The organism is Streptomyces sp. NPDC001502, assembly GCF_042894785.1.
Taxonomy (GTDB): Bacteria; Actinomycetota; Actinomycetes; order Streptomycetales; family Streptomycetaceae; genus Streptomyces; species Streptomyces kutzneri.
The window spans coordinates 502,168-523,190 of the sequence record NZ_JBIAVW010000002.1 but is presented as its reverse complement, the minus strand read 5'-3'; the positions used below and the strand labels follow the sequence as shown (position 1 = coordinate 523,190).

Here is a 21,023-nt window from a genome sequence, read left to right as displayed (position 1 = left end):
TCCAGCGCTCGGTCGGGGTGAGCGGACAGGTGGGCATGCTCCGACGCCCGCGACAGGACTCAGGAGGCGGGGACGCGCACCCGGACCGCCTTGCCGAACTCATGCGCCACGACGGAGAGTTCACCCCCCAGTTCGGCCGTCAGCAGCTGCACCATGAGCAGCCCGCGCCCACCCTCGGACTCCGGGTCGACCTCCGACCGGGGCGCGGGCAGCCGCGGCAGACCGGCACCCCGGTCGGCGACCTCCAGCCGGAGCCAGCCACCCCCCTCCGCGACGGCGACCCGCATCCGCCCGGCACCGCCCGCATGCCGGACGACGTTCCCGACGAGTTCACTGACGGCCAGCAGCAGGGCGTCCACCACGTCGGCGGGGACCCGCCAGGCGTCGAGGGTGGCGCGCACCCTGGACCTGACCTGCGGAACACTCCCGGCGACGGGGTCGGAGACCCAGTGGACGAAGCTGCGGACCGCGGGACCCGCAGAGGTGTCGGCGATGGTGAGCATGAGGCGCTCCCGGAGGGGGAAGGCGGCGCCGCCACTGCAGTAGCTCGTGTAACTGATCCCGAATCTGGATCGTTCCTGGGCTTGTGGTCAGCGGAAATGCGTCGCTAGAGTCCTTGATTACACGTGTAACACGCTACGCCGCCCCCGGTGGCTCGCGCAAGCATTCCGGACAAACGACGCGAAGCCTGCGTCCGCTCCGCCGACCGCACAGCACCCGCTCCACCGGGACACCGCCGACATTGGAAGGGCCGCAATGACGCAATCTCCTCCCGCCGAGATCGACATCGCCGACATGACCTGGCCACCCCCGCCGTACCGGTCCCCGGTACCGCCCGTGACGGGCGCGGACGGCGTCCGCCGCTTCGACGGCGTCACCTACGCGACCACGCCCGGCTACCGCCCCCGGCTGCTCGACGTACAGGTGCCGGCCGGCGAAGGCCCGTTCCCGGTGATCGTCTGGATCCACGGCGGCGGCTGGCTGGACGGCGACCGCCGCTACCCGCCGCCGACCGTCCCCGCCGACCTCCTGCACGGGACGGTACTGGCGGCCGGGCTCGCACTCGTCTCCGTCGACTACCGGCACAGCCTCGAAGCGCCCTTCCCGGCCCAGCTGCACGATGTGAAGGCAGCGATCCGCTACGTCCGCGCGTTCGCCGGCGACCTCGGCATCGACCCGGACCGGATCGGCGTCTGGGGCGAGTCCGCAGGCGGTCACCTGGCCGCCCTCGCCGGCCTCGTCGGCCCCGACAGCCCGCAGGGCTCGGCACTGGAGGGCACGGAGGGCGTCGGCTCCGGCGAGAGCGGGGTCCGTGCCGTCGTCGACTGGTACGGCGTCTCCGACCTCGTCACCCTGGCCGATCACCCCATGCCGGCGATGCCCGGTGCGGAGTTCCCCGATCCCTACGAGGCCCTGCTCGGCGGCACCGTCGCCGAGCGACGGGATCTGGCGCGGGCCGCGAGCCCGGTGACGTACGCGGAGGGCTCGACTCCGCCGCCGTTCCTGCTGGTGCACGGGACGCACGACGGCCTGGTCCCGTACAGCCAGAGCGAAGCCCTCGCCGCGGCCCTGGAGAGCGCCGGGGGCGAGGTCACCCTGCAGCCCGTGGAGGGCGCCGACCACATCTTCCTCGGCTCCCGCGACATCCCCGCCATCGTCGAGGGGGGCGTGGCCTTCCTGGCCCGGCACCTCGGCGCGGGAGCCTGACGGCGCCGGTCCCGCACGCCTGTTCCGCCGCGGGGGCGCGGCCGTGGCCGCGCCCCCGCGTTCCCTTCACAGCACACCCGGCCGCGGGCCCCCGCCGCGGTCACGAGAGGCAGCCATGTCCGGCAACCCGACCACCACCGCCCCGCACGGCAGACCCCGCGTACCCCACCGATCCGGTGGCACCGGCCGGCGCCCCGAGACCGGGGCGCCGCGCGGCCGCGGCGTCCTCGTCACGGGTCTCCTGCTCCTGGGCGTGGCCGTGGCACCCGCACTCGTCGTCCGCGCCGACGTCGCGCATCCGCCCTTCCAGGGGCTGGACGACCGGTGGCTGATATGGATGGGCGGCCCCCACGAAGGGCTGTACCAGGCCGCCGCCACGGCCCTGGACCTGTTCGGCGGGCCGGTCGGGTCCCTCCTCCCGCTCTCCCTGCTCATCCTGCTGCTCGTCCGCAGGCGCTGGGTCTCGGCCGGCTTCCTGCTCGCGGCCAGCCTCGGCGGCAACATGCTGGTCGTCCAGGGCCTCAAGCACCTGGTGGACCGGCCGCGCCCGGCCGACCCCCTGGTCCGCGTCGACCACGGTTCCTTCCCGTCCGGCCACGCGGCCACGGCGGCGCTCCTGGTCGTCGTCCTCGGGGCCCTGCTGGTCCCGGCCGCCCGGCGGCGGGCGTGGTGGATCGGGGGCGCGGTCTTCACGCTGGCCATGATGTGGAGCCGTACCTGGCTGCACGCGCACTGGCTCAGCGACACCGTGGCCGGGGCCGCGGCGGGCGCGGGGGCGGGACTGCTGGCGTGGTGGCTGTTCGGTCCGGCGCTCGCACGGGAACGTGCCCGCGCCCACGACCGCCGGGGGGCGGCCGCGGGCGCGGGTACCGCCTGAGCGAGCGGCCGCCCGACATGCAGCAACGAGGTGGTCGGCGGGCTGGCCGCAAGGGGCGCGGGCCGGCCGCTGGAGACGTTCCTGCGCGAACGCGTCCTCGATCCGCTGGGGATGAAGGACACCGCCTTCCACGTGCCCGCCGACAGGATCGACCGGCTGCCGCCCCTGTACGGGCCCGATCCGCAGACAGGAGAGTTCCTCGTGTGGGACGAGGCGGCCGGAGGAAGGTCCGGCAGGCCCCCGGCGTTCCAGGGCGCCGGCGGCGGGCTGGTCTCCACCGTCGACGACTACCACGCCCAGGCCGTGTCTTTCGGATCAGACCGGGCCCGCGACGCCTGGCACCGCTCCCTGACCCGGCCTGATCCGAAGGAGACGGCCTGAGCGGCTCCGGCACGTGCGAACCGGTTCCGGACACCGGGCTGTCAGTGCCCTTTGGCAGCATGAACCCATGAGCAAGGTAGTGAACTACAGCATGGCGAACCGCGGCGAGATCGTGCGCTTCGTGCCCGCCCTGGACCTGAGCGCCGACGAATCACGACGCCTGGACAACATGCGCGTGAGGGCGAAGGCACGTCAGGACAGCCTTGACCACCAGGGCGTGGACTGGGGGCTGTCGGTCCCGGACGCCCTGGAGGAGCTGGTCTCCGGCCGGGCCGACTCCTCCGCCGATTACGCCGGTTGCGCCTACTACGCGGCCCTCCAGATCATCATCGACCACAACGCGAGCGACAGCTCGACCCTGGCGAGTTACCGGAGCCCCGTCACCTACTTCTCCGCCCTGGACGACGCCCTCAGCTCGGCGGGCGTCCCGGCCGACCTGCTGCCCTACCAGTACGTCTTCAGCGGCCCGCCCTCGGAGATCGCGTTCCACATACCCCATCCCCTGGAGGGCTCACCGGAGATCGGCTGCTGGCCCCTCGCGAAGGCCGGCCCTGCGGTGGAGGCCTACCGCGCGGTGCTGAACCGCGTCGACGCCGATCTCCGGTACGACCTCGGGGAGCTCATCGAGGCCCTCGACGGCTGGGCCTCGGAATGGAACAAGGGCGAGGGCGCCTGGTGGTGGGCCGAGGACGGCTCGATCTTCTTCTCGATCACCGGCTGACCCACTGAGGAAGCGGCCGGGGAAGCGGCCGCTCCCTCCGGGTCAGGTCCAGCCGAGTTCGGTGTAGGGGCGGCCGGCGCGGATGCCCTCGATCGCCCCCTGGTGCAGGCCGTTTCCTTCAGATCACCTTGCCGACCAGATGAAGATGGCGGCGAGGTGGAGTCCCGGCAAGGTAGATGGTGGCGATGATCCGAAGGAAACGGCCCAACCCCGGATGCTGCCGAACCACGGCGTGCACGGCGGCGAACGGAGCCTGTCCCCGGCCGCCGTCGAGCTGATGACCACCAACCGCCTCACGTCCGGGCAGCAGGCCGCTCGGGACACCAGGTACGGGAACGTCGCCCCTGTGGCGGTCGGGCAGGGACTGCACGGCGGCTGGGGCTGCGGAATGGCGGTACGCACCCACAGCGGCGGCTACGCGCCCGTGGGCCGGTTCGGCTGGGACGGCGGTAGCGGCACCACCGCCTACGCCGACCCGGAGCATGGGCTCACCGGAGTCCTGCTCACCCAGGTCGGGATGTCCACCCCGGACTCGCCGCGGCTCCTCCACGACTTCCGGACTGACAGGGGTCGACAGGCCAGGAGGTCGGCAGGTCAGGACGTGCGGCGGTGGACCAGGACCGGCCGCACGGCCGGCACCGGCGCCGCCGTGCCGGTCTCGATCAGCTCGTGCACCGCGTCCGCGATCTGCGCGGCCGACGGCATGTCCAGCCGGACCGTGGTGAGCGCGGGCTGCTGGAGCGTGGAGAGGACGAGGTCGTCGCAGCCGACCAGGGCGACCTCGTCGGGCACGGTGATGCCCTCGGCCTGCAGCGCGTGCATCAGCAGGGCGGCGTACTCGTCGTTGTAGGTGAAGGCGGCGTCCAGGTCGAGGCTCCGCCAGCGCCGGGCGAGCGCGCTCGCGGACTCCCGGGTGTAGGACAGTTCCAGCGGGGTGACGGTGGCCATGTGCCGGGCCGCCACCGACTCGGCACCCGCGAGGCGGGGCTCGGCGAGGGTGCCGAGGCCGCGTTCCTGGGGCATGACCACGCCGATCCGGGTCCGGCCGCGGGCGATGAGGTGCTCGGCCGCGGTGACCCCGATCCGGGTGTGGTCGAAGCCGATGGTGTGCACCCCCTCGACGGGGTGGGAGGCGAAGGCCAGCAGGCCGCGCACCCCCGCGCGGACCAGTACCTCGGCCGCCTGGGCGGTAAAACGGTCGCCGTCCAGGGCGACGACGGCCGCGGGGCGCAGTTCGGCCCAGGCCCGGGCGGCGTCGAGGGGGTCGGTGAAGCGGCCCGCGTGCAGGACGGCCGTGTACCCGTAGCGGTCGAGCTCGCTGTGCAGATCGTCGACCCAGTCGCTGACGAGGCGGCCGATCGCGGAGATCGACGAGGGCATCAGGACGAGGTTGCTGCGGCCGGCGCGCAGGGACCGGGCGGCCGCGTGCGGTACGTAGCCGAGCTGCTTGGCCGCGTCGAGCACCCGGGCACGGGTGCCGGCGCTCACCCGGTGACCCTGGGTGTCGTTCAGGACGAAGGAGACCGTGGCACGCGACACCCCGGCGAGGCGGGCCACGTCGGCGCTGGTGATCGATGCGGGGACGTGTGTGTCTCTGGTCATGACGTCCCTCGACGCTCCTTCTGCTCGGGCCGAGCATCCGATCGAGCCCCGGTGCGCGCACCGGCTTCGCTCGGGTGACTCCTTCCTCTCAGGTTACACGAGTTAAATCAAGGGGGTGGGGGTGTGCAGGAGCCTGGAGGCCCCCGCGAGGTCGTCGAGGGCGGTCACGACCGAGTCGAAGCGCATCGTGGTGCGGGTGCGCGTGTCGTACGGCCGCCACTGCGGCAGGTCGGGGTGGTTGGGGTCACCGGTGCGGACGAAGGCGATCCAGGCCCGGTGCATGGCGTACGCGAGGCCGTCGCGGACGGCGGGGGCGAGGCCGGCCAGGAAGGGCGCGTGCGACCACTGGTCGAAGTTGTCGAAGACGAAGGGGAGTTCGAGGCAGTGCGCGGCGCCGAGCCGGCCCTCGTACGCCGGGGTGGGCAGGTCGAACTGGTAGGCCCATACGGGACTGCCCGTCTCGCCGCGCGCCTCGGCCAGCCGCACCGCCGGCACCCGGAAGAGCTCGTCCGTGATGAGGTCCATCAGGACGTCGGCGGGGCGGGCTCCGGGCCGGGCCCGCTCGTACGCGGCGTACACGCCCTCCGCGGCTTCGCTCCCGAAGGTCTCGGCGATCCGGTCGGTCACCTGCTCCCGGGTGGCGGCGGCGTACCCCTCGTCGAGGGCGAAGCCGAAGTTGGCCTCCTCCCGTGTCCAGCCGATCATGACGTCGACATCGGCCGCGGCCCCGCCCAGGAGGGCCTCGGCGGGGTGGCCGCAGAGGGTCACCCCGTCGATCACGGGCAGGAAGGGCGTCGGCCAGTACCCCCACCGCATGGTCTGCGCGAACAGCCCGGCGCCCGCTCCGATCAGCTCGGGCCACGGCAGCGTACGCAGCTCCGCCAGATCCTTGGCTCCGGCCAGCTCCAGGTAGGCGGCGGTGCGCTCCAGGTACGCCGCCGGGCCGGGGAGGTCCAGGCCGAAGGGCGGGCTCTGCAGGATCACCCGCCGGATCAGGCCCTCGGTCTGCGGGTGGCCGGCGAGGGCTGCGGTGGACACCGCGCCGCCGGACTGCCCGGCGACGGTGATGCAGTCCGGATCACCGCCGAAGGCGGCGATGTTCTCCTTCACCCAGCGAAGGGCGGCGAGCTGGTCGGTGAGCCAGAAGTTGCCGCCCTCGCCGCCCTCGTCGGCCTCGCCTCCCTGACCGCCTTCCCCGTCACCGGGGTAGAGGTAACCGAGGGGCCCGATGCGGTAGTTGATGCTCACGACGACGAGGTCGCCGTCGCGCGCGAAGGTCTCGCCCGAGTAGCCGGGCAGCGAGCCGGAGCCGGACACGAAGCCGCCGCCGTGGATCCAGACCAGGACCGGGCGCCGGGCGGCGTCGACGGCGGGCGTCCAGAGGTTCAGGGTCAGGCAGTCCTCGTCGAAGGGGGGCGACCCGTGCCCGCCGAGCACCGGGTCGCCGCCCTCCATGTACATCTGCGGCGCACTCGGGCCGTCGGTGGTGGCGTCCCGCGTGCCGCTCCAGCCGGCGTGCGGCCGCGCGGGCCTCCAGCGCAGGTCACCGACCGGCGGGGCGGCGTAGGGCACGGCCCGGAAGACCGTCAGCCCGCCCTCGTTCGCGCCGCGCAGGCGGCCTGCGGGCAGGTCCACCACCGTCGGGTCCTGGCCTGGGGGGTGAGGCATGAGCCGTTCCTTCCTCGCTGCCGCGCGCGGGGTGCACGCCGCCCATCGAGAATATGGCGTGAATTTGTCGAACGTCAACGCAGCTCAACAATTCGAGCTCCGGGGTGACGCCTCACAGCCACAGGCTGTTCGAGGCCATCCGCTCCGACTCCGTCTCCAGCAGCCGGGCGAAGGCCCGCCACAGGACGAGGCAGGTTCCGACACCGACGAGGGCGCCGGCGACGGTGTCGCTGAGCCACTGGGCATGGAGCCAGGTCCGGCTGCCCATCATGGCGAGGACGTACGCGGCTCCGAACGCCCACCACCAGCGTCGCGCACGCGGCGGGAACACCACCACCGCAACGGCGATCACCAGCGTCACCGCGCTGAACACCTGCCCGGACGGGTACGAGCCGTCGTTGACCAGTACCAGCGGGTGCGGCGGACGCGGCCGGTCGGCCAGCTGCTTGAGGGGCAGGAGCACGACGAGGTTGGCGACGACGGTGACCGTGAAGACGAACAGCCCCGAGCGCCAGCGTCCGTAGACGCACAGGCAGCCGATCACCAGCAGTGGCAGGACCATGCCGAGCGGGCCGCCGAGCCGGTCGAGGACGGTGGTGAAGCCGCCGAGGCCGTCACCGCCGGGGGATCCCGCGGCGGCGGAGTCGTTCACCGAGGCCGCCCACCGGTCGTCGAGCCCCTGGAAGAAGGGCCGCCGGTCGAGCCGGAGCAGCAGCCCGGCCAGCAGGGCGAGGACCAGGAGGGCGATCCCGAGGCCGAGCGCGTGACGCGGCGGGGCCGCCGGAAGGTGATGCCGGGGCGGGCGGACCGGCAGGGGCGGCCGGGACGGTGGCACGAAGGAGGGCGAGGGGAACACGGCAGGCCTTTCACGGTCGTCTCCCCAGGCGGTGGGGGCACGCGGAGAGCAGGCACGGGACGGTGGAACGCAAGGGAGAGCGCTGGGGAACGCCCTCAAAAGACGTCATGGGGGCGGACGTCATCGGGGCACGTCGTCGGGGTGCGGCATCGGGATACGTCATCGGGATACGTCATCGAGGTGCGGCCGGCAGCCACGGGAACACGGCGGCCGACGCACGGCACCCGGCGACGCCGGGCGGGCGGGAAGCCTGCCGGCGAAAGGATCGTCGCGGTGCGGCACGGAGTATTGCCGATGCATCACGACCGCCACAAGAGCAAGAGGGTTTCTCGACAGATCTGCCGCACCCGATGGCCGCGACAGGGTGGTTACACGTCATGCCACGCCGACTCCTCCCGACGGTCACGATCTGCACAACGACGCGCCGTAGGGCCTGGCGGAGCCCGGAAATGGGTGCTACACAGTGTCCACCGCACTTGGTGACACGTGTAACAACATCACGTTACGAACGACGTCCGCCACCGCACGTCCCGACGGCGACGCCGTCCCGCGCCCGTTCACGGGCCGCCCCTCTCTCCCTCGCACGCCACCTCCCCGCTCCGTCCCCCGAGGAGTCGTCATGGCCACGCCCGAAGTCGTCGAACCGTCCGTACCCCCGACCGGGGAGCCCGCCCCCCGGCGAGGCCTCCTGCCCCTCCTGCTGGTCGCCAACTCGGCGATGATGGCGCTCTACATGGGCGTCGGCTCCGTCCTGCTGCCCACCCAGGTCGCCGCGATCGCCCCCGACGACAAGGTCGCCGTACTCGGCCTGATCGGCGGCGTCAGCGCGGTCTTCGCCACCGCCTTCAACCCCATCGCCGGCGCCCTCTCCGACCGCAGCGGGCGCCGCAACCCGTGGATCATCGGCGGTGGCCTGGCCTCGCTCGCCCTCCTCGCCGCCCTCGGCAGCGCGACCACGGCGCTCCTCGTCGGCATCGGCTGGTGTCTCATCCAGGCGACCATGAACGTCTTCCAGGCGGCGGTCACCGCGATCGTGCCCGACCGGATCCCCGCCGCCCGCCGGGGCACCGCGTCCGCGCTGGTCGGGCTCGGCCTGCCCATCGGCGGTACGGCCGGCGTGCTCATCGCCTCCCAGACCGCGGACCAGCTGCGCACCGGCTACCTCGTCCTCGGCGCCGTCGTCGCCGGGTCCGCCCTGCTGCTCAGCGTCTTCTGCCGGGACGTCCCGCGCACCGAGCCCGCCGCCGAGGCTCCGGCCAGGCCCAAAGGCGCCCAACTGGCCGCCTTCCTCTCGGCCCTGGCCAACCACGACTTCCGGTGGGCCTTCATCGGCCGGGCCCTGATGGTCCTCGGCTACTTCTCCGTCGTCGGCTACCAGCTGTACATCCTCGGGGACCACATCACGCTGCCCGAGGGACTGACCCCGCCCGCCGCGATGGCCGTCCTCACCCCGGTGTCGATGGTCGCGATGGCCGTCTCCACGGTGGTGGGTGGTCTGCTGTCCGACCGCTGGAACCGCCGCAAGGTGTTCGTCGGCGTATCGGCGGCCCTCGCCGGGCTCGTCATGGTGGTCCCCGTGATCAGCCCGACCTGGACCGGCATGCTCGTCTTCAGCGCACTCAACGGGCTCGCCTTCGGCTGCTTCATGGCCGTCGACACCGCGCTCGTCACCCTGGTCCTCCCGCGGGCCGAGGACGCCGCCCGCGACATGGGCGTCCTCAACATCGCGAACGCCGGGCCGCAGATCATCGCCCCGTTCGTCGCCTCGGCCGTCGTCACCGGCCTGGGCGGCTACACCCCGCTCTTCCTCGTCGGCGGGGCCCTCTCGCTGGTCGGCGCGCTCGCCATCCTCCCGATCCGCAGCGTGCGCTGACCCCCTCCCCCGGGCCCGCCCGTCCGCAGCTCCGGCGGGCGCACGCCGAGGGTCGTGCGCCCGCCGGTCCCCACCCCTGCCCACCCTCGACTCCCTCCCCTCCCAAGGAGCACCCTGTGAGACGCAAGCGAGTTCTGCCGCTGGCCGCACTGCTGCTGTGCACGCCGGCCCTGGCCGGTACGGCCCCGGCGGTCGCCGCGCCGCAGACCGCACCCGCCGGCCCGTTGCGGATCCTGCTCACCAACGACGACGGCTACAACGCCCCGGGCATCCGCAAGGCCTTCGAGCGGCTGACCGCCGCCGGGCACGACGTCACGATCGTCGCCCCGCTCACCAACCAGAGCGGCACCGGCACGAAGATGATGAGCGCCCCGACGATCGCCGTGAAGCACCCCGAGCCGAAGGTTTGGGCCGTCGACGGCACCCCCGGCGACTCCGTCGCCTTCGGGCTCGCCGAGGTCTTCGCCGGGGACGCCCCCGACCTGGTCGTCTCGGGCACCAACTTCGGCCCCAACGTGGCCGGTCTCGCCACCCACTCCGGTACGGTCGGCGGCGCCGTCGCCGGGCTGGAGCACGGCGTACCGTCCATCGCGCTCAGCACCGGGGGCGTCACCGCGCCCGACCCGGTCACCACGGTCAACGCCATGGGTCCGACGCTCGACTTCGCGGTCAAGCTGATCGACCGGCTCCGGGCGCGGGCCCGGTCCGGGCCGCTGCTGCCCAAGGGCGTCGGCCTGAACGTCAACCACCCGGTGGTCGGCGCGGACGGCAAGGGAACGGCCGCGGGCGTGTCCTCGACCTTCCAGGATCCGCAGACCCTGCTCGAACCGGACTTCACCGACGCGGGCGACGGCACGTGGAAGGTGACCGTCAAGGTCGACCTGCGGCCCGCCGCCAAGGGCGGTGACGTCGAGGCCGTGACCGCCGGCCGGATCGCCGTCAGCCCGATGAACGCCAACTGGAACACCGGGCCGGCCGACCAGGCCGCGACCTCCGCACTGATCGCCGGGCTCCGCCCCTGACGGGTCCCGGCCGGGGCGGAGCCCCGCACCCCGCTCCGCCCCGGCCGGTCAGGGCCGGATCCACCCCGGCACGACACCGGAACCACCCCCGGCACGACACCGGCTCTACGCCCGGCACGACACCGGAACCACCCCGGCACGACATCGGCACGCACCGGCGACATTCCAGGAGGACGGATGAAGAGGCCCGGGAAACGGCTGCCCTCGGCAAGGTCCCTGCTCGGTACCGCACTTGCCCTGGTGGCACTGCTCGCCTCCGCACCACCCGCGGCGACGGCGGCGTCGCCGTCCGGCGGATCACCGCACCCGGTGGTCACCGTCGCGCAGGGCGCCCTGCGCGGCCAGTCCCGCGACGGCGCGCAGGAGTTCCTCGCCGTCCCCTACGCCGCTCCCCCGGTCGGGGACGCGCGGCTACGGGCCCCCGCGCCCGCGCCCCGGTGGCACGGGGTGCGGGAGGCCACCCGGCAGTCCCCCGCGTGCCTGCAGTTCTCGCCCTTCGGCCTGAGCGATCCGGCGGCCGTCAGCGAGGACTGCCTGTACCTGGACGTGTACCGGCCCCGGACCGCCCGCCCCGGAGCCCGGCTCCCGGTGATCGTCTGGATGCACGGGGGTGCGTACAGCCAGGGGACGGGCACCCAGTTCGGCGGGCGGACCATGGCCGACCTCACGCAGAGCGTGGTGGTCAGCATCAACTACCGGCTGGGGCAGCTCGGCTATCTCGCGCTGCCCGAGCTCGGCCGGGAGAACGCCCTGCGCTCCGGGTCCTTCGGGCTGATGGACCAGCTCGCGGCGCTGCGCTGGACCCGGGAGAACATCGGCGCGTTCGGCGGGAATCCGGGGAGCGTCACGATCTCCGGGCAGTCGGCGGGCAGCGGTTCCGTCTGCGCGCTGCTGGCGGCCCCGCCGGCCGCCGGCCTGTTCCACCGGGCCGTGCTGCAGAGCGGTCCGTGCACGCTGCTGGGTACGCCGGACAGCGCGGACGCCGAGGGAGATGCGCGGTCCTTCGCCGCGCGGGCGGGCTGCACCGCTTCCGCCGAGGTGGCCGCCTGCCTGCGCGCCGTCTCCGGGGCGGCGCTGGTCGAGGCGGCCCGTACGCTGCCCACGCGCGGTCCGGCCTCCGGTGACGGGCTGCTGCCGGTCGCTCCCGCGCAGGCCATCGGGAGCGGTGCGTGGAACAAGGTGCCGGTGCTGATCGGGAGCACCCGCTCCGAGGCCCGCTTCTTCGTGGCCCTGACGCAGCCGTACCTGACCGCCGAGCAGTACACGGCGCAGATCCTGGCCGGTCACGGGGCGGCCGGGCCCGAGGTGCTCGCGCGCTATCCGGTGGCGAAGTACGGGTCGCCGTATCTGGCGCTGTCCGCGGTCATGACGGACTCGACCTTCGCGTGCCACACCGCGTGGACGGCGCAGCTGTTCGCGGCCCAGGTGCCGACGTACGTCTACGAGTTCGACGACCCGCGGTCGCCGACGCTGGCGGGCGCGCAGGTGCCGGGCCTGGACGAGTCGAACGCGCACAGTGCGGAGCTGGCCTATCTGCACGACTTCACGATGGGCGAGCGCCCGCTGACGCCGGTGCAGGTCGCGCTCGGGAACCGGATGAAGCGCTACTGGGCGGCGTTCGCCCGCTTCGGCGCCCCTGGGGTGGCGGGCCAGACCCCGTGGCCGCCGGCCGGTGCCGGTGCCGGTGCCGGAGCCGCCACGGTGCTCACCCTGGACCCGGCGGCGACGCGGACGACCACGTCGTTCGGGGCGGACCACAGTTGCGCGTTCTGGCGGACGCAGCCTCCGCAGCGGCTCTGACGCCCCGCCCCGCCCCGGCCGACCGGTCGGGAAGTAGAATTGGATCAGCGGGAGAGGGGGGCCGGATGGACCGGAACATACGCACGGTCGAGGACGTACTGAAGCTGCTGGACGGCCTTTTCGCACCGGAGGCCGACCGGTGGACGGCCGACGGGGCGTCCTGGTGGGACGGTTTCTATGCGGACCGCTCCAAGCCGGTCCCGTTCTTCGTGCCGAAGCCCGACGAGAACCTGGTCGCGTACCTCGACCGCGGCCTGATCGCCCCGGGCCGCGCCCTCGACCTGGGCTGCGGTCCGGGCCGCAACGCGCTGTACCTCGCCTCCCGGGGGTTCGAGGTGGATGCCGTCGATCTGTCGCCGGCGGCCATCGCCTGGGGCGAGGAGCGGGCCCGCGAGGCGGGTGCCGCGATCAGGTTCCACCGCGGGAACGCCTTCGACCTCGCCGCGACCACGCTGAGCGGCCCGTACGACCTGGTCTACGACTCGGGCTGCTTCCACCACCTGCCGCCCCACCGCCGCATCAGCTACCTCGCCCTCCTCGAACGGTCCCTCGCGCCCGGCGGCCATCTCGCGCTCACCTGCTTCGCGGCCGGCGCGATGGGATCCGAGATCCCCGACGAGGAGTTCTACCGTGAGGCGGGTCTCCAGGGTGGACTCGCCTACACCCCGGAGTCCCTGCGGGCGATCTTCGGCGACCTGACCGAGGTCGAGCTGCGCCGGATGCGGGACGAGCCCGCCGAGTCCCCGCTCTTCGGCGAGCCCTTCCTCTGGACGGCCCTGCTCCGCCGCCCCGCCGGGTCATAGCCCCGGGGGGTGTCCTGTCGGGCGGGGCGGATCAGGGAGCGGTGGCCGGTGCCATGGGGCCTCCCCAGGCCCGCCAGGGCCGAGGGGAAGATCGCAAGGCCGAGGAGGGAGTCGACGCGGAGCGTCGGCGACCGACGAGAACGCGGCGAGCGTGCGTGCCGGACACCGCGAGCCCGGCCTGACCGGCAAGACGCCCCCTAGGGGTGTCCTGCCGTCAGGCGGACGGTGGCCGGGGGCGTCGCTGCGCCCACGGCCGGACCTCCTCCAATTGCGCCGCGACCCGCAGGAGGGTCACCTCGTCGTCCCGGCGGCCCACCAGTTGCACGGCGAGCGGCAGACCGTCCTCGCCGAGGCCCGCCGGGACGGAGGCCGCCGGGTGTCCTGTGACGTTCCACAGTGCGGTGTAGGCGACCATCGGGCGCGAGCGCGCCAGCGCCGTCAGCAGCCCGGCACCGTCCAGCGCGCCCACCGGGCGCGGGCGCTCGGCGACGACCGGGGTCAGCAGCAGGTCCATGGTGGTGAACATGCGGTCGGCGCGCTCCGCCAGCCGCTCCCCCGCCCGGATCCCGCGCTCCACGGCGGATTCGGGGACCAGCCGGGCGAGCGCGAGGGTCTGTCGGGTGCGCCGTTCCAGCAGGTCGGGACGCTCGACGGCGTCGGCCTCCGCCCGCACCCCACCGCAGAACTGCGCGGCGAACGCGGCCGTCGCGTCGGGGTAGCGGGGGTCGACCTCCCGTACGTCGTGGCCCAGTTCGCGCAGCGCCCGTACGGACTCCAGGACGGCCCCGACGTGTTCCGGATGCGGGCGCACCGCGGGCACGGCCGGCTTGACCGAGTAGCCGATGCGCAGCCGGCCGGGCGGGGTCTCCAGGGCCTGCACCCAGCTGGTGGTCGCGGGGCGGGCGCTCCAGCGGTCGGTGGGGGTGGTGCCGGCGAGCACGTCGTAGAGCAGCGCGGCATCGCCCACGCTGCGGGTCAGCGGCCCGACGGTGCCGAGGGCGTACCAGAGGTGCGGGTTCGGGGCGGTGGAGACGCGGCCGCGCTGGGGTTTGAGGCCGAACAGACCGCAGCAGGCGGCCGGGATGCGGATGGATCCGCCGCCGTCGCCGCCGAGGGCGGCCCCGACCAGTCCGGCCGCGACGGCGGCGGCGCTGCCGCCGCTGGAGCCGCCGGGGGTGCGGGTGGTGTCCCAGGGGTTGCGGGTGTGACCGTGGGCGGCGGATTCGGTGAAGGGCCACTGGCCGAACTCGGGCATCGTCGTCTTGCCGATGACGACGGCTCCGGCGGCGCGCAGGCGGCGTACCGCTTCGGAATCGGCCGTGACGGGGGTCCGGTTGGCGGAACCGCCGAAGGTGGTGACCTGACCCGCGACGTCCAGTTCGTCCTTGACGGCGATGGGCACGCCGTGGAGCGGGCCGGTCGGCTCCGTCGCGTCACGGGCATCGGCCTCGGCGAGGGCCTGCTCGGCGAGGACGACGCGGAAGGCCCCGAGGACGGCATCGGTCCGGGCCGTGCGGCGCAGCGCGGCCTCGACGAGGGCGCGTGAGGTGGTCTTGCCGGTGCGCACCAGCTCGGCCTGGCGTGCGACCCCCTGGAACATCAACTCCGCGTCGTCCTGGTCCTGTTCGTGTTCGTGCCCTCGTACGCCGTCGTCTGCCACGGACACCACCCTTTTCCCCTTACCTCTCGGTAACTCCGGTGCAAGGCTGGTGTCCCGGCGCTCGCGCGTCAACCCCGGCAGGGGTGGAGGCGGCGTACAGGCGGGTCAGGCGTGCCGGGCGGCGCACCTACAGGGGGTGGCCGTCGGGGATCTTCCCGCAGGGCGCGTGGACGCGGACGGCGAGGGTCCCGGTGGGTTCGTACCAGTCCACATGGACCTGGTCGCCGGTCTGCTGGTTCTCATAACGAAAGCCCATGTCCGAGATGTTCTGGCCGATGAGCTTCCAGCCCTGCCTGGACAGCCGGGAGCGGACGCGCTCCTGAGCGGTGCGGGCGGTGTCCTGAGGAATGCCGGTGGTCTCCCGTTCGAGACTGAAGGTGCGGACGTCCCTTCGGGCCTCGTCGATGTGGGCGATGGAGCGCAGTCCCCGGTGGTAACAGGCTCCCGTCTCCACCCGGTCGGGCAGCGGGCCGGACCGGACGGGCAGGGCCAGATCGTCCTCGACGCGCCCGGCCTCCGCACCGAGCCGTGCGGCGACGGCCTGGGGATCGACCTCGGGGTACGGTGCGCCGTTCCACAGGCGGTACGCGCCCCAGCCGGCGAGGAGGCAGCACACGGCACCACCGAGCGCCAGCGCCGCGAGGACGCGACGGGAACGCGGGCGGCGGCTCGGGCGCGCCGGCACTGCTGGGGAGACGTACCGTACGGAAGGCATGGTCAGAGCGTAGGCGTCCGGGTCAGGACGCCGTGGCCGGGCCCGGGCGGCGGTTGCGGATGCGGAGCACCGCGACGGACGAAGCGGTCAGTGCCGCCACGGCGGCCGCCAGCGTCAGGAGCCAGAGCGGGACGCCGCCCACCGTGAGCAGTTCGTCGTGGTAGACCGCCCTGCGGTACGGGGTGTCCTTGGCCGTGGCGCGCAGTTCGTGGTCGGCGTCGATGCGGCTCGGCACGGGGAACCGCTGGTCGATGGCGGTGAGGAAGACGGGCTCGGCGCCCGCCAGTTCGGCGAGCGGGCCGGTCTCGGGGTGGATGGTCCCGGCGAAGGTCACCTCGGGTGCGGAGCCGCCGATCGGGGAGGCGGGCTCCATGCGGTGGTCGGCGAGGACGTACAGGCCGAGGGACTGCGGTGTCTTCGCCATCCGGGAGAGCCGCATCGGGTAGACCAGCCGGTCGCTGCCGAAGCGGATCCTCAGCGGGTCCAGGTCGCCGCGCAGAGGCTTGTCCCCCGCGCGCGGGGCGAGCCGTACCGCCACGTACTCCCAGTGCTGGTCCACGTACGGCTTGACCTCGGTGGCGAGGCGGTCGGGGAGCTTGAAGCCGTTGCTCTCCAGCCAGTTCTTCAGGGCGTCCGGGTCGGTGGCGGTGAGCCGTGCGACGTCGAAGTCACCGAGCTGCTCGCGGCCGACGACACCGACCGGTGGCGCGGCGGCGCCGGGCGCGGGGGCTCCGGCGCTGTCCCGCATGCCCGTGGAGAAGGGCCAGTCGCGGTCGCGCGGCCAGAAGTAGCCGCGGGTCTTGTGCTCGGGCCGGGTGAGCCGGCCCAGTTCGTCGAACATCTCGCCGTCGCCCAGCTCCACCGTGGCCCGGCTCGGTACCGGCATGATCCAGGCGGCCCGGTGGGCGTCCCCGCCGACGGTGAACCGCATGACGATCTGCTCCGTGCGGCCGTCGAAGCGCACGACGGAGGTCTCGCGGTCGACGCCGATCCGCGACTGGCCGTCGGGAATCATGGCCCCGCACCCGCACGCGTAGGCGGGGTTGACCAGTGCGCCCAGCTGGGTCATGAGCAGGGCGGACAGCAGGGCCGGAATTCTTCGTTTCATCCACACGGGGTCTCAGACGACGGACCCTGTGATCCGGTTCCGACCCCCCTCGCCGACGGCTCCGGCCTGGCCTCATACTGTGCCCCATGACGGGGAGCGAGAAGCGGCAGCAGGCTCTGCTGCGCCGGTCCGCGGTGCTGCGCAGCCCGCTGGTTCCGGATGCCGTGGTGGCGGAGATCGCGCGGCACGACTGGGAGTCCATCGAGTGCGGCTGCGGCCGCTCGGCGGGCCATCTGGTGGACGCGGTGCGGGATGCCGCCGAGGGGCATCCCTCCGCGTTCCACGCGCTGGAGGGGCATGTCTTCTTCGCGGAGCACCTGAAGCCGCCCGCCCCGGCGGTGTGCGGTGTCCTGATGGCCGTGTGGGCCGCGCATCCGCCCCGGCGGGCGACCCGTGAGGCCCTGCTGTGGACCCTGCTGGCCCTGCTGTGCACGGTGGACGACGGCGGCACCCACGAGGCCGGACTGCACGGGCAGTGCGCCGCCTTCATCCGTACGGGTGTGGACGGGTTCCGCCGTGAGATCGCCGCCGACCCGGGCTCGGGGACCGCCGCCTACGCGGAGGGCCTCCTGGACATCCTCGGCCTGCCGGCCTGAGTCCGGGTGTCAGCCGGCCGCCGTCAGACAGTGCCGCAGCCGGGCCACGGTGACGTCCTCCAGGGACTCGGCGAAGGTCCGCGGCGGTGACGCCGGGACCGCCAGCAGGGACGGGACCACCAGGACCGCGCAGCCGGCGGCCTCGGCGGAGGCGGCGCCGTCCGGCGAGTCCTCCACCGCGACGCAGGCCCGCGGTGCGAGGCCGAGGCGCCCGGCGGCCTCCCGGTAGGGGTCCGGGTGCGGCTTCGTGCGGGCGGTGTCGTCTGCGGACAGGGTGAAGGCGAAGGGGACATGGGCCAGGGAGCCCCCGACCACCGAGTCGACGACGACCCGCGGTGACGCGCTGACCAGGGCGAAGGGCACGCCCTCCGCCTCCAGTGCGGTCAGCAGCCGCTGGGCGCCGGGCCGCATCGGCGCCCCGGCCTCCACCCCGCGGAAGAAGCTCTCGGTGAGCGCCGCCGCCACCTCGGAGGGGTCTCCCGCTCCCGAGACCCGTACGAGGTGGGCGGCGGTGTCCTCCACCGCGCGGCCGACGACTTCCGGCGCGTCCGCGTCGGTGAGCCGGTGGCCGAGGCCGCCGGCTATCTCCTCGGTGGTGCGCCACCACAGCACCTCGGTGTCGACGAGGGTGCCGTCCATGTCGAACAGGACCGCGGCGAGGGCGCTCACGCGGAGCCGGCCACGACGAGCACGGGCCGTGCGGCCAGTCCCACGGCGGCGCGCGCTCCCGGCACCAGGGCTCCGGCGTCCCGCGAGGGCAGGTCGGCCTTGACGGCCACCCCGCCCTGCAGTTCCAGGTGGAGCCGGGTCACGGAGCCGAAGAAGGAGGCGGAGACCACGATGGCCGTGCCCTCGGCGTCGGCGGTGACGGTGACGTTCTCGGGGCGTACGAGGACCTGCACCTGCGGCGTCGTGGGCACCGGGCCGTCGACGGGCAGGCGGGCTCCCGCCACCTCCACCAGGCCGGCGTCGGTGAGCCTGCCGGGCAGCCGGTTCATGGTGCCGACGAACTCGGCGACGAAGGGGGTGGCCGGGCGGTCGTACAGCTCGGCCGGGGCGGCGCACTGCTCCAGCTTCCCGGCGTTCAGGACGGCGACCCGGTCGGCCATCGACAGGGCTTCCTCCTGGTCGTGGGTGACGAAGACGGTGGTGATGCCGAGGGAGAGCTGCAGGCGCCTGATCTCCTCGCGCAGGTTGGCCCGTACCTTGGCGTCGAGCGCGGAGAGCGGCTCGTCGAGCAGGAGTACACGCGGGCGCAGGGCGAGGGCGCGGGCGAGGGCGACGCGCTGCTGCTGGCCGCCGGACATCTGGTGCGGGTAGCGGTCGCCGTGGTCGGGCAGGCCCACCAGGTCGAGGAGTTCGGCGGCGCGTTCGCGGCGCTCGGCCGCTCCGACCTTGCGTACCCGCAGGCCGAAGGCCACGTTGTCGCGGGCGCTCAGGTTCGGGAAGAGGCTGTAGGACTGGAAGACCATGCCGGCGTCGCGGCGGTTGGCCGGGACCCGGGTGATGTCCTGTCCGTCGACGAGGACCTCGCCGGAGTCGGGCTGTTCGAAACCGGCGACGACGCGCAGGGCGGTGGTCTTCCCGCAGCCGGACGGGCCGAGCAGGGCGAGGAGTTCACCGGGTTCGACGGTGAGGTCGAGCCCGTCGAGGGCGACGGTGGACCCGAACGCCCTGCGCAGGCCGCGGAATTCGACGCGCGCGCCCGCGGGCCGGTCGGGATCCGCCGGCTTCCTGGCCGCGGGAAGGGTGGTGGGCGTGGTGGACATGGGCTCAGGACTCCTTGCGGGAGGTGGTGGCGGGTGCGGCCGCGGCCGTGGAGGGGGTGGTCCCGGCCCGGGAGAGGGCGATCAGCAGCAGCCAGGTGATCAGGAGGCTGAGGATGGAGACGGCCACCGACATCCGGGCCTGCGCACCGGAGATCGAGACGATCCACACGGCGAAGGGCTGGAACCCGAGGAGGGAGGCGATGGTGAACTCGCCGAGCACCAGGGCCAGGGTGAGGAAGGCGGCGCCGGCGAGCGAGGCCCTCAGGTTCGGCAGCAGCACGCGCAGGACGACGTACGGCCAGCTCGCGCCGCAGCTGCGGGCCGCCTCGACCAGGGTCGGTACGTCGACGGCGCGCAGGCCCGCGTCGAGCGAGCGGTAGACGAAGGGGAGCGCCAGGACCGTGTAGGCGAGGACCAGGACGACGGGGAAGTTCTCGTTCTGGACGGCGATGAAGGTCTGGTACAGCGGGGTCCGTGACAGGTGTTCCGGTCCCCAGCGCAGCACGGTGGTGATTCCGGTGACCAGCGCGATCGGCGGCACCACCAGCGGCAGCATGCACATGACCTCGACGACCGGACGCAGTCGCGGGGAGCCGATGCGTACGGCCACCAGCGCGGGTACGGCGAGCAGCAGCGACAGGGCGATGGTCGCGGCGGCGAGGCCGAGGGAGAGCAGCAGGCTCTCGGTGAACCCGTCGGCGGAGAGCAGCTCGGTGTACGCCTCGAAGGTGATGCCCTGGCCGGGCACGTGCACGGTGAAGACGAAGGAGGCGACGAGCGGGACGAGGAAGTAGGCGCCGGCGAGGGCGAGGACGGCTCCGCGCCAGATCCTGGGGCGGGGCCGGCGGGCCGGGGTCCGTGCCGGGGCTCCGGCCTCCGGTGCTCCCGTGTCCCGGGCGCTGTCGGAGTACCGGGTGGTCGAGGTCATCGCAGCCATCGGGCGCTCCGTCGCTGGAGGGGCAGGTAGACCGCCATGACCAGGCCGGCGATCAGGATCATGTCGAGGCCGAGGGCGAGCGCCACGTTCTCCTGGCCGGTGAGCACGTTCCCGGACAGCGCGTCCGCGATCTTGAGCGTGACCAGGGGGACGGAGCCGCCGACGAGGGCCGCGGCCGTGGCGTGGGCGGCGAAGGCGGTCCCGAAGAGCAGCACGAACCCGCCGAGCAGGGAGGGCGCGAGCACGGGCAGGCCGACATGGCGCCAGAACTGCCATCCGGTGGCCCCGCTGCTCTGGGCGGCCTCGCGCCATTGCGGGCGCAGTCCGTCCAGCGCCGGGGCGATCACCAGCACCATCAGGGGGATCAGGAAGTACAGGTACACCACGGTGAGGCCGGTGAAGGAGTACAGGTTCCAGCCGAGGGAGGTGAGGTCGGCGAGCTGGGTGACGACGCCGGAGATTCCGACGGTGGCGATGAAGGCGAACGCGAGGGGTACGCCGCCGAAGTTGGCGAGCACCCCGGAGGCGGTCAGCGCGGCGCTGCGCAGGCCCGCGGAGCGGGAGGTGACCACGGCCTGGGCGATCACCACGCCCAGGACGCCGCCGACGAGTGCGGTGAGGGCGGAGAGCTGGACGCTGCCGATGAGGGAGCCGAGGTAGGGGCCCTGGAGGGAGCGCGCGAGGTGCTCGCCGGTCACCTGGGTGGCGCCGCTCGCCGGGTCGGTGCGGGTGACCGCGCCGTAGGCCATGGCGCCGAGCGGGATGCCGAAGCAGAGGCCGGTGAAGGTGAGCAGCGGGAGGGTCGCGAGCCAGGTGCGCGGGCCGCGGGGGCCGGGGGGGGGGGGCCCCCCCGGCCGCGGGGGGGGGGGGGGGGGAAAAAAGTACGAGCGCGGGGACCCCCAAAACGCCCGGGGGGGGGTCGGCAGGT

Annotated in this window: 19 protein-coding genes and 1 pseudogene; 9 read left to right on the top strand and 11 right to left on the bottom strand. The window is 73.6% G+C overall.

Annotated elements, in window-relative coordinates; all coding sequences use genetic code 11:
* Window positions 1–59: 59 nt before the first annotated feature.
* Window positions 60–503 (bottom strand): ATP-binding protein, encoded by a 444-nt coding sequence (locus tag ACFY0D_RS04800; protein WP_390796957.1) that lies wholly within the window; start codon window positions 501–503, stop codon window positions 60–62.
* 253 nt (window positions 504–756) lie between these two features.
* On the opposite strand from ACFY0D_RS04800, the gene ACFY0D_RS04795 reads away from it, so the two are divergent.
* From ACFY0D_RS04795 to ACFY0D_RS04780, 4 genes and pseudogenes are all read left to right on the top strand, one after another.
* Complete coding sequence (locus tag ACFY0D_RS04795; RefSeq protein WP_390796956.1) at window positions 757–1,707, top strand: alpha/beta hydrolase fold domain-containing protein; 951 nt, start codon at window positions 757–759, stop codon at window positions 1,705–1,707.
* A 115-nt stretch (window positions 1,708–1,822) separates the two neighbouring features.
* Window positions 1,823–2,584: a phosphatase PAP2 family protein gene (locus ACFY0D_RS04790; RefSeq protein ID WP_390796955.1), complete on the top strand. Its 762-nt coding sequence runs from the start codon at window positions 1,823–1,825 to the stop codon at window positions 2,582–2,584.
* A gap of 36 nt (window positions 2,585–2,620) precedes the next feature.
* Window positions 2,621–2,944: pseudogene (locus tag ACFY0D_RS04785) on the top strand (serine hydrolase); the annotation flags it as partial.
* Between the two features lie 88 nt (window positions 2,945–3,032).
* Entirely contained in the window at window positions 3,033–3,686 is a 654-nt protein-coding gene (locus ACFY0D_RS04780; protein ID WP_390796954.1) for a hypothetical protein, read from the top strand.
* 594 nt (window positions 3,687–4,280) lie between these two features.
* Here the strand turns inward: ACFY0D_RS04780 and ACFY0D_RS04775 are convergent.
* From ACFY0D_RS04775 to ACFY0D_RS04765, 3 genes are all read right to left on the bottom strand, one after another.
* Window positions 4,281–5,288: a LacI family DNA-binding transcriptional regulator gene (locus tag ACFY0D_RS04775; RefSeq protein WP_390796953.1), complete on the bottom strand. Its 1,008-nt coding sequence runs from the start codon at window positions 5,286–5,288 to the stop codon at window positions 4,281–4,283.
* Window positions 5,289–5,390: 102 nt separating this feature from the next.
* Window positions 5,391–6,956: a carboxylesterase/lipase family protein gene (locus tag ACFY0D_RS04770; RefSeq protein WP_390796952.1), complete on the bottom strand. Its 1,566-nt coding sequence runs from the start codon at window positions 6,954–6,956 to the stop codon at window positions 5,391–5,393.
* Window positions 6,957–7,068: 112 nt separating this feature from the next.
* Window positions 7,069–7,812, bottom strand: a complete 744-nt coding sequence (locus ACFY0D_RS04765) for a phosphatase PAP2 family protein (protein WP_390796951.1) — start codon at window positions 7,810–7,812, stop codon at window positions 7,069–7,071.
* Between the two features lie 619 nt (window positions 7,813–8,431).
* On the opposite strand from ACFY0D_RS04765, the gene ACFY0D_RS04760 reads away from it, so the two are divergent.
* From ACFY0D_RS04760 to ACFY0D_RS04745, 4 genes are all read left to right on the top strand, one after another.
* A complete protein-coding gene (locus tag ACFY0D_RS04760) occupies window positions 8,432–9,685 on the top strand; it encodes an MFS transporter (protein WP_351153072.1) in 1,254 nt (417 codons plus the stop codon).
* A gap of 116 nt (window positions 9,686–9,801) precedes the next feature.
* Complete coding sequence (surE, locus tag ACFY0D_RS04755) at window positions 9,802–10,707, top strand: 5'/3'-nucleotidase SurE (RefSeq protein ID WP_390796950.1); 906 nt, start codon at window positions 9,802–9,804, stop codon at window positions 10,705–10,707.
* A 177-nt stretch (window positions 10,708–10,884) separates the two neighbouring features.
* Window positions 10,885–12,507: a carboxylesterase/lipase family protein gene (locus tag ACFY0D_RS04750; protein ID WP_390796949.1), complete on the top strand. Its 1,623-nt coding sequence runs from the start codon at window positions 10,885–10,887 to the stop codon at window positions 12,505–12,507.
* Between the two features lie 65 nt (window positions 12,508–12,572).
* The gene (locus tag ACFY0D_RS04745; protein ID WP_390796948.1) at window positions 12,573–13,310 is read left to right on the top strand and encodes a class I SAM-dependent methyltransferase; all 738 of its coding nucleotides are present in this window, start codon (window positions 12,573–12,575) and stop codon (window positions 13,308–13,310) included.
* A 214-nt stretch (window positions 13,311–13,524) separates the two neighbouring features.
* On the opposite strand, the gene ACFY0D_RS04740 is transcribed toward ACFY0D_RS04745, so the two are convergent.
* The 3 genes from ACFY0D_RS04740 to ACFY0D_RS04730 form a co-directional block, all read right to left on the bottom strand.
* A complete protein-coding gene (locus ACFY0D_RS04740) occupies window positions 13,525–14,970 on the bottom strand; it encodes an amidase (RefSeq protein WP_390796947.1) in 1,446 nt (481 codons plus the stop codon).
* Between the two features lie 127 nt (window positions 14,971–15,097).
* Window positions 15,098–15,685 carry a hypothetical protein gene (locus ACFY0D_RS04735; RefSeq protein ID WP_390796946.1) on the bottom strand — a complete coding sequence of 196 codons (588 nt, stop codon included), beginning with the start codon at window positions 15,683–15,685 and terminating at the stop codon, window positions 15,098–15,100.
* Between the two features lie 22 nt (window positions 15,686–15,707).
* Window positions 15,708–16,793 carry a DUF2330 domain-containing protein gene (locus tag ACFY0D_RS04730; protein ID WP_390796945.1) on the bottom strand — a complete coding sequence of 362 codons (1,086 nt, stop codon included), beginning with the start codon at window positions 16,791–16,793 and terminating at the stop codon, window positions 15,708–15,710.
* An 86-nt stretch (window positions 16,794–16,879) separates the two neighbouring features.
* Here ACFY0D_RS04730 and ACFY0D_RS04725 point away from each other — a divergent pair, with 86 nt between their 5' ends.
* Window positions 16,880–17,389 (top strand): hypothetical protein, encoded by a 510-nt coding sequence (locus ACFY0D_RS04725; RefSeq protein WP_390796944.1) that lies wholly within the window; start codon window positions 16,880–16,882, stop codon window positions 17,387–17,389.
* A 9-nt stretch (window positions 17,390–17,398) separates the two neighbouring features.
* Here the strand turns inward: ACFY0D_RS04725 and ACFY0D_RS04720 are convergent, their stop codons facing one another.
* Genes ACFY0D_RS04720 through ACFY0D_RS04705 form a run of 4 tightly spaced genes read right to left on the bottom strand, consistent with a single transcriptional unit; the run spans window position 17,399 to window position 21,021 of the window.
* Window positions 17,399–18,058, bottom strand: a complete 660-nt coding sequence (locus ACFY0D_RS04720; RefSeq protein ID WP_390796943.1) for an HAD family hydrolase — start codon at window positions 18,056–18,058, stop codon at window positions 17,399–17,401.
* A complete protein-coding gene (locus tag ACFY0D_RS04715; RefSeq protein ID WP_390796942.1) occupies window positions 18,055–19,158 on the bottom strand; it encodes an ABC transporter ATP-binding protein in 1,104 nt (367 codons plus the stop codon). Before ACFY0D_RS04715 ends, ACFY0D_RS04720 begins: the two co-directional genes overlap by 4 nt.
* Window positions 19,159–19,162: 4 nt before the next feature.
* On the bottom strand, window positions 19,163–20,095 hold the full coding sequence (locus ACFY0D_RS04710; RefSeq protein ID WP_390796941.1) for an ABC transporter permease: 933 nt from the start codon (window positions 20,093–20,095) through the stop codon (window positions 19,163–19,165).
* Window positions 20,083–21,021, bottom strand: a complete 939-nt coding sequence (locus tag ACFY0D_RS04705; RefSeq protein ID WP_390796940.1) for an ABC transporter permease — start codon at window positions 21,019–21,021, stop codon at window positions 20,083–20,085. The genes ACFY0D_RS04710 and ACFY0D_RS04705 overlap by 13 nt, the downstream gene beginning before the upstream one ends.
* Window positions 21,022–21,023 lie beyond the last annotated feature (2 nt).